This window comes from Viridibacillus sp. d25.2 (genome assembly GCF_055456015.2).
The window spans coordinates 4472899-4482396 of record NZ_CM196652.1; the positions used below are offsets into that span (position 1 = coordinate 4472899).

Annotated in this window: 10 protein-coding genes; 1 reads left to right on the top strand and 9 read right to left on the bottom strand. The window is 34.2% G+C overall.

All coding sequences use genetic code 11. From position 1 onward, the window contains the following. Positions 1–10 precede the first annotated feature (10 nt). The 3 genes from ACZLO7_RS21840 to ACZLO7_RS21850 form a co-directional block, all read right to left on the bottom strand. Complete coding sequence (locus ACZLO7_RS21840) at positions 11–2431, bottom strand: heavy metal translocating P-type ATPase (protein WP_464938473.1); 2421 nt, start codon at positions 2429–2431, stop codon at positions 11–13. A 102-nt stretch (positions 2432–2533) separates the two neighbouring features. Continuing rightward, positions 2534–2740 carry a copper chaperone CopZ gene (gene copZ / locus ACZLO7_RS21845; protein ID WP_464938472.1) on the bottom strand — a complete coding sequence of 69 codons (207 nt, stop codon included), beginning with the start codon at positions 2738–2740 and terminating at the stop codon, positions 2534–2536. 240 nt (positions 2741–2980) lie between these two features. Beyond that, the gene (locus ACZLO7_RS21850; protein WP_427754116.1) at positions 2981–3286 is read right to left on the bottom strand and encodes a metal-sensing transcriptional repressor; all 306 of its coding nucleotides are present in this window, start codon (positions 3284–3286) and stop codon (positions 2981–2983) included. Between the two features lie 262 nt (positions 3287–3548). Between ACZLO7_RS21850 and pcp the strand changes: the two genes are divergently transcribed. Further along, positions 3549–4172, top strand: coding sequence for a pyroglutamyl-peptidase I (gene pcp, locus ACZLO7_RS21855; protein WP_464938471.1), 624 nt, complete (start codon positions 3549–3551; stop codon positions 4170–4172). Between the two features lie 189 nt (positions 4173–4361). On the opposite strand, the gene ACZLO7_RS21860 is transcribed toward pcp, so the two are convergent. The 6 genes from ACZLO7_RS21860 to ACZLO7_RS21885 all read right to left on the bottom strand — a co-directional run bounded on the left by ACZLO7_RS21860 (position 4362) and on the right by ACZLO7_RS21885 (position 9355). Next, the gene (locus ACZLO7_RS21860; protein WP_464938470.1) at positions 4362–5000 is read right to left on the bottom strand and encodes a FusB/FusC family EF-G-binding protein; all 639 of its coding nucleotides are present in this window, start codon (positions 4998–5000) and stop codon (positions 4362–4364) included. A 120-nt stretch (positions 5001–5120) separates the two neighbouring features. Beyond that, complete coding sequence (locus ACZLO7_RS21865) at positions 5121–5384, bottom strand: CD3324 family protein (protein ID WP_464938469.1); 264 nt, start codon at positions 5382–5384, stop codon at positions 5121–5123. 411 nt (positions 5385–5795) lie between these two features. Then, positions 5796–6935, bottom strand: a complete 1140-nt coding sequence (locus ACZLO7_RS21870; RefSeq protein WP_464938468.1) for a sensor histidine kinase — start codon at positions 6933–6935, stop codon at positions 5796–5798. A 299-nt stretch (positions 6936–7234) separates the two neighbouring features. Beyond that, positions 7235–8335: a DUF1648 domain-containing protein gene (locus tag ACZLO7_RS21875; protein WP_464938467.1), complete on the bottom strand. Its 1101-nt coding sequence runs from the start codon at positions 8333–8335 to the stop codon at positions 7235–7237. 15 nt (positions 8336–8350) lie between these two features. Next, complete coding sequence (locus tag ACZLO7_RS21880; RefSeq protein ID WP_464938466.1) at positions 8351–8728, bottom strand: GntR family transcriptional regulator; 378 nt, start codon at positions 8726–8728, stop codon at positions 8351–8353. Positions 8729–8773: 45 nt separating this feature from the next. After that, on the bottom strand, positions 8774–9355 hold the full coding sequence (locus tag ACZLO7_RS21885; protein WP_464938465.1) for a dienelactone hydrolase family protein: 582 nt from the start codon (positions 9353–9355) through the stop codon (positions 8774–8776). Positions 9356–9498 lie beyond the last annotated feature (143 nt).

The following is a 9498-nucleotide window of genomic DNA, read 5'->3' on the forward strand; positions in this document are numbered from 1 at the left end:
TTCTCCTCCTCTAGTCTCTTAACTTAATACGTTGTAGTCTTAACGCATTGAGCACGACCGATACCGAACTAAACGCCATCGCTGCTCCAGCTAACCAAGGAGCCAATAAGCCAGCAGCGGCTATTGGTACACCTAAACTATTATAAGCCAGCGCCCAGAAAAGATTTTGTTTAATATTAGTGATAGTTTTCTTACTCATGAAGATCGCATCGGCAATACTATTTAAATCACCACGAATTAGCGTAATGTCTGCCGCTTCCATTGCAACATCCGTTCCCGTACCAATTGCCATCCCAATATCAGCTGTCGCTAGTGCAGGAGCATCATTGATACCATCGCCTACCATCGCTACGATTTTCCCAGCAGCTTGAAGTTTTTTCACTTCATCCGCTTTTCCTTCTGGTAGAACTTCTGCTATAACATGCTTGATACCAACTTGATCAGCGATTGTCTTCGCTGTTTGCGTATTATCTCCTGTGATCATTACAACGTCTAAACCTAACTTGTGTAAACGATCAATAGCATCTTTTGATGTTTCTTTAATTGTATCTGCCACTGCAACAAGACCAGCGTATTGGCCATTGATAGCAACTAGCATAGCTGTTTTACCTTGCTTCTCTAACACTTCCATATTCTCTAATTCATCTTTTAATTGAATATTGTATTTCGCCATCAATTTACGTGTACCGATTAATAATTCTTTGCTATCCACTTTCGACTGAATACCGAAACCTGGAATGGCCTCAAATGTATCTGTAGATCCAAGTTCAATTCCTTTTTCCTTTATCCCTGCAACAATGGCTTCTGCAAGTGGGTGTTCTGAGTTTTTCTCTGCTGTACCTACAAGCTTAAGGAAATCTGACTCATCTACATCTTGTGCTACCAGAATATCTGTTAATGATGGTTTTCCATTTGTAACAGTACCTGTTTTATCAAGGATAATGGTATCTAAACGATGTGTTGTCTCAAGATGTTCTCCGCCTTTAAACAGTATGCCAAACTCAGCTGCACGACCTGATCCTGCCATAATTGATGTTGGTGTCGCAAGGCCAAGTGCACAAGGACAAGCAATAACTAATACTGCGATGAATTTCTCAAGTGCTTCAGCAAAGTCTCCAGGACTCACCATGAAGTACCATACAAGGAATGTAATAATTGCTATAGCTACTACTATTGGAACGAATATACCTGAAATAACGTCGGCTAAACGTTGAATAGGCGCTTTAGATCCTTGAGCTTCTTCAACAACTTTAATAATTTGAGCAAGTGCTGTATCTTTCCCAACATTGGTTGCTTTAATTTTCAAGAAACCATTTTTGTTTATCGTTGATCCAATAACAATATCGCCTATCGTTTTATCTACAGGAATACTTTCTCCTGTCAACATTGCTTCATCAAGTGCTGATTGACCTTCTACAATTTCACCATCAACTGGTACCTTTTCACCTGGCTTCACGTAGACAATATCGCCTTTTAATACTTCTTCAATTGGAATAATCATCTCTTCACCATCACGAACAACAGTCGCATTTTTGGCTTGGAGTCCCATTAACTTCTTAATAGCTTCAGATGAACGCCCTTTTGCTTTTGCTTCAAATAATTTACCTAAAATAATTAATGTAATTAGAACTGCACTTGTTTCGTAATAGAGTTCTACCATATGAGCGTTAGAACCAATTGACTTGATACTTAAATATAAACTATAGAAATAAGCAGCTGACGTACCTAATGCTACGAGTACATCCATGTTTGCACTCTTATTTCTTAATGATTTATAAGCTCCAACGTAAAACTGTTTACCTACGATAAATTGGACTGGTGTTGCAAGCGCTAGCTGTACCCACGGATTCATAAGCATATTCGGTAGCCAGATAAAGCTTGTAAATTCAAAGTGACTGACCATTGCCCATAACAATGGCATAGATAAAATAAGTGAGAAAGTAAATTTCCCTTGTTGTTTCTTGATTTCATTTTGACGATGGTCTACATACTCTCCTGTTTTTTCTTGTTTCTCAATAAGAGCATAACCAAGTTTCTTTATTGCTTCTTGCATTTCAGGTACATTACTTTGCTCCGGATTATATTCCACAAGAACTGACTCTAGCGCGAAGTTAACGGTAGCTGTATCAACTCCATCAATCTTGTTTAAGCGTTTTTCAATTCTATTTGCACAAGCTGCACATGTCATCCCAGTAATATCTAATTCAGCTTTTTTACTTACTACGTCATAACCTAAAGCTTTTACTTTATCTTTAAATTGCTTTTCATCCACTTTATCTGAATCATAAACTATTTGCGTTTTTTCAAGTGCAAAGTTAACATTTGCCTCTTCTACACCATCTATCTTTGATAAACCTTTTTCAATTCTATTTGCACAAGCTGCACATGTCATACCTGTTATTTGGAGAGTCGCTTTTTTTTGACTCATCATTTTTCACTCCTTAAGTAGCAACCATTCGAAAGTGATGTTTTTCAAAAGAAATCGTGCCAATACCAGCACGATTTCTTTATTAGTTATTTTAATTTAGACAGATTACTCTACATCGTAACCTTGATCTTCAATTTCATTTTTAATATCTTGTATGCTAATGACATTTGGGTCTAATGCTACATCTACCTTAGCTGTATCAAGATGCACTTTTACAGAATCTACACCGTTTAACTTCCCTACGTTTCCTTCAATTGCATTTACGCAATGTCCACAAGACATTCCTTTTACACCTAGTGTTATTTGTTCCATAAAATATTCCTCCTTAGTTGTTTGGGTTCTTATATTCTAATATTGAATCTGATTTCTTAGCATGACTGGATCGATTTATACTTTTCACTTACTACCTACATATACAAATCACAAACTCAAGATTCCTCTTCCTATCTCTCCTTTCTATATAAAATTTCTTCTACACTCAATTTACTATACCCCCGTTAGGTATGTCAACAATAAAAATAAAATGCCAGTTTTTATGCTGGCTCGAACTTTTTAAGACTTTGAAAATTGCTTGAAAACGTCCATTAATTCTTTTATCGCTTCTTCTCCTTCACCATTCTTAATCGCGTCCGAAACACAATGGCTAGTATGTCTTTCTAACAAATTCATGTTAACTTTCTTCAATGCCGCATTAATTGCTGATACTTGAATTAGGATATCTACACAGTAACGGTCATTTTCAACCATGTTTTGAATACCCCGAACTTGCCCCTCTATTCGTTTTAACCTATTTAATATATCGTCTTTTTCCTTAGTTGATCGATGTGTAACTTTTACTTCTTCTGATTGGTTCGACATTCTTTCACCTTCTTTTCTTACGCTTGTTCTATTAGTGATGAGTTTAACTTGATTGTATCATAATTATTTTATTGCCTCTTGTTTTGAAAAGGAAGAGGCAATATACTTAGTTCTGTATAATATCAAATATATTCTGAACATTACACTTTATTTAAAATAAATAATTTAGCATCAGCTTCATGGAAATACTATCTACATTTTAAAAAGAAATAATAAGCTATTTAAATTCAGACAAAAAATACTTTAAGAAAGAGGTACAACTATGAAGAAAATACTCTTAACAGGTTTCGAACCTTTTTTACATTACAATGTGAATCCTACTATGAAAGTAGTAAATCAATTTAAAAATAAGGTCATCAATGACTATGAAATACATGCAGAAATACTAGTAGTCGATTTCAAGCAATCCGCTATACAATTTAAACAGTTAATTGAAAAAGTGCAACCAGATATCATCATTTCACTTGGTTTAGCAGGTGGACGATTTAAAATAACGCCAGAAAGAATAGCAATCAATACAAAAGATGGCGAACCTGATAATTCAGGTTATACCCCTATAGATGAAGCAATTTATCCAGATGGTAATGACGCATATTTTACTAATTTGCCTATTCGTCAAATGATAAATCAACTCTTAGAAAAAGGGTATCCTGCGGAAATATCTAACTCAGCAGGAACTTATTTATGTAATAACATCATGTATGAGGGTCTAAAATATGCACTTTCAAAGAACAGTAATATTCTTTCAGGGTTTATACATATTCCAGCTTCTCATGAACTAGCTATCCAGCATGGTAAAATCCCTAGCTGGTCATTGGATGATCTAACAGAAAGTATTCGTATTTGTATCGAGGTAGCTACCTCGATACAAATAATTAATTGTTAAATTAAGTTCTTTTTAAATATATCGCAATTCAAACTACTATAAACATCTCAGAAATCATAATATTCCTGAGATGTTTATTTATTTTGAATCAGAATGGTTGTTTTTAATGTTGATAGATATTAAAAACCATCTTAAAGATGTACCAAAAAGCTAATCAGCTAAATTAGATGACTTTCTTTTTCTGAGGTTCTAATCATCAATCGTTTCAATGAAGTCCGTTAACCGTTTAAAATCTGATAAATTTTCATTGCAAACAGTGCTATCTACGCATATATAATTTCCTCTTTTTACATATGTGCCTACTGCTCTTCCCTTTTTGGAGCTCATGAACATACCGACTGTTTGATGTTGATTACAAATAGTGCATATTCCCTTTTTATTAGATTGACTAAAGCTTCCACGGATGCTTTTAATGCCGTTATCAGTTCTAAATACAATATATTTACGATTAGTTCCTGAATCGAGCCAACTTAAATAAGAAATTTCAGTCCAATCTATATTTTTCAGATCCGGAACTTTTAATTTTTTATCCTTAGGAAAGAGTTTTTTAAGTTCTTTCTCAGTAAGTTTATCAAATGGAGCAACGTAAACTTTAATCTTTCTAATAAAATCTTCAAGCTGCTCTTTCGTTTGTATAGTTGCGATAGGTTTTAATATTGGAAGGCTATCTTCATCTAAATCTACAATCTTCTCATTAATATCCTCCATTACTAGTGCTTGTATTGCTTGAATGATGCGCTCGTCTTTCGTGTTCGAATACGCACTAGCTATTTTCTTAGCCTGCTTCTTCAAGAACTGGTATTGCTCCACATTCATAAAGTGTTCCATTCGTATCACTTCCTTTGTCTTCAACTTACTACAAATATCACAGCGCTACAATTGGGGATTATTTTTATAATTAAACTCTACATAAAAATAGCTGCTAGTTACCTAAGCAGCTATTACAACTTATTTTGTGTAAATAATTTTTTTTATTGTTTCCACAGATAAATTAAATTCCTTGGCTAAGCTTTTTAGTGATGCTCCGCTTCGAAATGTATCTTTTATCAGTGCATTACGTTTAGATAATCTTTCTCGTTCACCAGAATGAACACCCCATTTAACCCTGCTTTTTTCAGGTTTAGGGATATAGAGTAAATCTCCTTGTACATACTGTTGAATTTCTGCTAACAACTTTTGCGGTATTATATCCTGTGCATTCATATATCGCATTGGACCTCGCTCCTTCACTATCATAATTGAAGTTAAGGGCAAAGCATTTCAATGAATAACATGACATGCAACGGCGATGATACTTTAATCACCCCATGCAAAGATTCGCCAAATTATTATTAAAAGGCTTTGCATGAGTTTGTGCTGTAGCAGGCAAATTTGTTGCATATGCCACCATTATCACATCCTTTTATAAATAGATCGATACGAAAAACCAGTATCGATTTACACAATATTGTACAATGCTGTAAGTCTGTTTTGCAATTTGTTGCATGTGTGGTTAGACAAATTAATATAATTCTTATCTAAGTAATGGTGAAGCATCAATATTTCCCGGGAAATAAAGAATACTATAAAGGTCCTTAACATTTAAACATTGCTAGGGACCTTAATACATACTACTATATGTTTTTAATTAAACTGTGGTTCTTCTTTTTGATACATTATAACATTAGGGACGCTAATTTTTACAAGGGTGCCGTTATTTATAGAGATATCTAATTCACCATTAACAAACTCTAACCTTTCTTTCATACCATTTAAACCGTTACTTGATGGTTTCACCTTCATATTAGATATACCAATACCATTATCTAATATATTCAATTGGATCACGTCGGCTTTTTGTATAATGGTAACTATGCATTCGGTGGCATCACTATGTCGGACTACGTTATTAATGGCTTCTTTCAAACACATACTTAATGTATTCCCAATAATTGTAGGAATGTGATTGAATTCCGAATCTCCTTCTATTCGCATCTTAATGTCTGCTGCAGTTAAAATTCGTTGAACTTGTATTAGTTCATCCTGTAATTTTGCAGCTTTCATATTCGATACCATTTCACGCACTTCTTTTAATGCAATACTAGCTGTTTGACGAATATCGCGAAGTTCCTCTATAGCCGCTTCTTGATCTTTTTTTACTAAACGAATGGCTAAATCACTCTTTAAGCCAACCATTGAAAGCTTTTGTCCTAAAGTATCATGCAAATCTCTAGCAATTCGTTGACGTTCTTCATAGACACTAAGTTCAGAAATACGTTCGTTAGCAGTTGCTAATTGTCCTTGTAATTTTTCACGTTTATTTGCACTATATAAATAAAACGGTCCTAAAATCACACCGAAAACAACAATAACAATAAAAGGAATTTCTTTAATGAATAGCTCTGTTTCAATAAAGAACCCCCCTATAATTGAACCAACAGTGATTGCAATATGGAGGCCATACATAATATAAAACCCGACAGTATGACGAATTTTCCCAATAAAGAAAGCAGTGAAGAAAGCAAAATAAATATAGCCAAAGAGAATTGTCATTACAGAGTTAATCACCATTTCTAAGGCAATGCACACATAAACTAAACCACTATTAGTACTATATGAAAAACGAAAACAAATGAGATAGACAATCAACACAGCAGCAGCAATCGATAGAATTAATGAGGATGCTGTACGAAAAACAAAGTAGAACGGGACAAAACAGAAAAAGATCCAAGCAGAAATACTGAGCAATGGATTTTTCGGAAAAATACTATACCAATTCGACACTATGTCAATTCACCACTCTTTCTAATCTTTAATTATAGCAAAATTTATACAAATCAAAACCAATAGCACTTCAATTTCTAGAAAATAAATTAGGTCGGTCTTAAACTACTTTTATTTGTTATTCTCTGATAGAAATGCAAAAAAGCATCTTCAGTTCATCTCTGATGATGCTTCTTCTCTATATTACTTTCTCCCCTTAGTATCTATCACAAATGTTGTGCTGGTCTTTTTATACAGGCTGAATTTGTATTAGCTACTTTTTGGTCATAATTAAATTTATATGCAATTCTTCAATCTATCTATACATATATTGAAATTAAGAGAATTAATACAATCGGTCCGAAAATACAAGCAATAGCAATTGGACGAGCTAGATTAACCGTCCAACCAACACCAAATCGCTTCTCTACGAATACTGATGGGTCATTACGATTAAAGTAAATAAGACCGCCTATCCAATACTGATCTTCATCTACGTCTGTAATACCCGAAGTAGAATAATTATTCCCTTTAGAATCACCTAAACTGCTCAGTTTCACTGCAAAAGCAATTAACCCAATAATTGTGATAAAAATGAAAACAATGAACATAGTAAGCATCGTACTCTCACTAACAAGGTCACTATGAATTGTTGTTAATTGTAAGATACTAAAGAGTATTGTTATTTGCATAGTCATTAAAAACATAAACCAACTCGAATACTTTCTCATTGCTAATTGCTGACGAATAGATTGCTTCGTTCTAGTAGCGCTAATCTTAATGCCCGAGCGACGTGTTAACTCAATAATGCCTGCAAACATAATCTGCATTACTAATAAAATAAGTGGTAGTGCAATAACTGAAAATCTATTTTTATCTGTAAAAGCATCCGGCTGACCGTTTGGCCCCCAATGTGTTGCAATTTTTTCAGGAAGTAGCGGATATTGCAAGTAAGTGTATATAATCAGACCACCCACAATAAAAATTGGTAGTAAAAAATAGAATATAGGCAACATTTCATCACGTGCACGTACGGACCAATCTGTTACCTTTACCTGTTTCAGTTCTGCTCCCCATTCCTCCACTTTTTTTAACTTCGTAATTTTGTTATGCAGTATTAAATACATCAACATACTTATACCGATTAATATAAACTGCAGGATAATTCCTACAATGATAAGTAATTCATCATTCGCTGTACTATTTAAATGCCACAAAACATAACCCACCATTATAATCGCCAGTAAACCTAAAAGCGTTAAAGTATATATCTTTTTTGACGCTTTCACTACAGGATGATAAACTTCTTGTTCAGGTACTGTCACACCAAAAACAATTGTCTCTTTAATCCAATATGGTACAAACGCTTGTAGTAAACCAATTACAACAAACATAACTAATGAAAAAATAAAACTATCCATTTCCTTTAGGCCCCTTTATGTCAAGTTTTTAATTAGCTTTTGTACAAGGTGTTGTAGATCCTGTGCTCCTAATCCAACGACCAGTCCTTCTGCAACAACAGGTCGCAACATTCTCTCAACTTGTTGCATTTGTGCATTTGTTACCCCTAAATCATTTGGCCCTGTAACAACTGCTCCAGACTTTGGGATAATGCGGATCATCCCCTTCTTCTCTAATTCATGATAACTCTTATTAACCGTATGCATATTCACACCTAAATCAGCAGCCAAAGATCTAACCGAAGGTAAGGACTCCCCAGATTCCAACTGTCCACTGGCAATGCCTTCAATAATTTGCTGCGTTAGTTGCGTATATATCGGCACATCTGAATGTGGCTCAATTTGAAGAAACATACGTATCACTCCATTCTGTTCTATATATATTATAACAAATTGGATTTATAGTGACAATTTTATGTATGTAAAAATTTCATTTATTGATTTTTCAGCTGCTAATTTATCGAAATTTTTATCATAGGGATTCATATAGCCATGCTCTTTATTTACTAAGTAAGCATCAACATGGTTTTTTTGTTGCAATTGGTCAATAATTCTTCGAGGGTCAAAGGATTTTTCTTGCTCAGCTAAATAAACCACAGTAGGAACCATCGGGTTAATACATAAATATTGGCGAATACGAGATCCGTAGAAAGCGAAAACAGCTGATACAGATTTTTCACTACATAGCCATGATAATGTTGCACCAATACTAAATCCAACGATATAAATGTCCTCATAATGTAGTTTTTGCTCACATATAATTTGCTCAACTATCGACTGAGCCTTTTCAAAACCCACTTCTGTCATAAAATAAGCATATGCTTCTGCTTCCTCTGAATAATCAAAAGGTATTCTACCCAATAAATTAGGAACTATTACATCTAGCCCCTCATCATTAAAAAGCGTTTTATAATACTCCATATGATTGTTTACTCCATAAATTTCATGGAGTAATATAACTAATGGTCTTTTTATTGTCATAAGGGTCCACCAATCTTTTTGATTGTATTATATCAAAATATATCCCACCTGAAATGTGGAAGCAATAACCTGATCTCACAGAATAGAAACATTCTCGAAACCTATTTTAAACAATAAAAAAGCACAGCTGATTAAATCAGCTG

Bases quoted from the DNA above. Each gene is read 5' to 3' on its own strand.
- pcp (WP_464938471.1), top strand. From the start codon at position 3,549: ATGAAGAAAATACTCTTAACAGGTTTCGAACCTTTTTTACATTACAAT.
- ACZLO7_RS21860 (WP_464938470.1), bottom strand. From the start codon at position 5,000: ATGGAACACTTTATGAATGTGGAGCAATACCAGTTCTTGAAGAAGCAG.
- copZ (WP_464938472.1), bottom strand. From the start codon at position 2,740: ATGGAACAAATAACACTAGGTGTAAAAGGAATGTCTTGTGGACATTGC.
- ACZLO7_RS21850 (WP_427754116.1), bottom strand. From the start codon at position 3,286: ATGTCGAACCAATCAGAAGAAGTAAAAGTTACACATCGATCAACTAAG.
- ACZLO7_RS21880 (WP_464938466.1), bottom strand. From the start codon at position 8,728: ATGTTTCTTCAAATTGAGCCACATTCAGATGTGCCGATATATACGCAA.
- ACZLO7_RS21865 (WP_464938469.1), bottom strand. From the start codon at position 5,384: ATGCGATATATGAATGCACAGGATATAATACCGCAAAAGTTGTTAGCA.
- ACZLO7_RS21840 (WP_464938473.1), bottom strand. From the start codon at position 2,431: ATGATGAGTCAAAAAAAAGCGACTCTCCAAATAACAGGTATGACATGT.
- ACZLO7_RS21885 (WP_464938465.1), bottom strand. From the start codon at position 9,355: ATGACAATAAAAAGACCATTAGTTATATTACTCCATGAAATTTATGGA.
- ACZLO7_RS21875 (WP_464938467.1), bottom strand. From the start codon at position 8,335: ATGGATAGTTTTATTTTTTCATTAGTTATGTTTGTTGTAATTGGTTTA.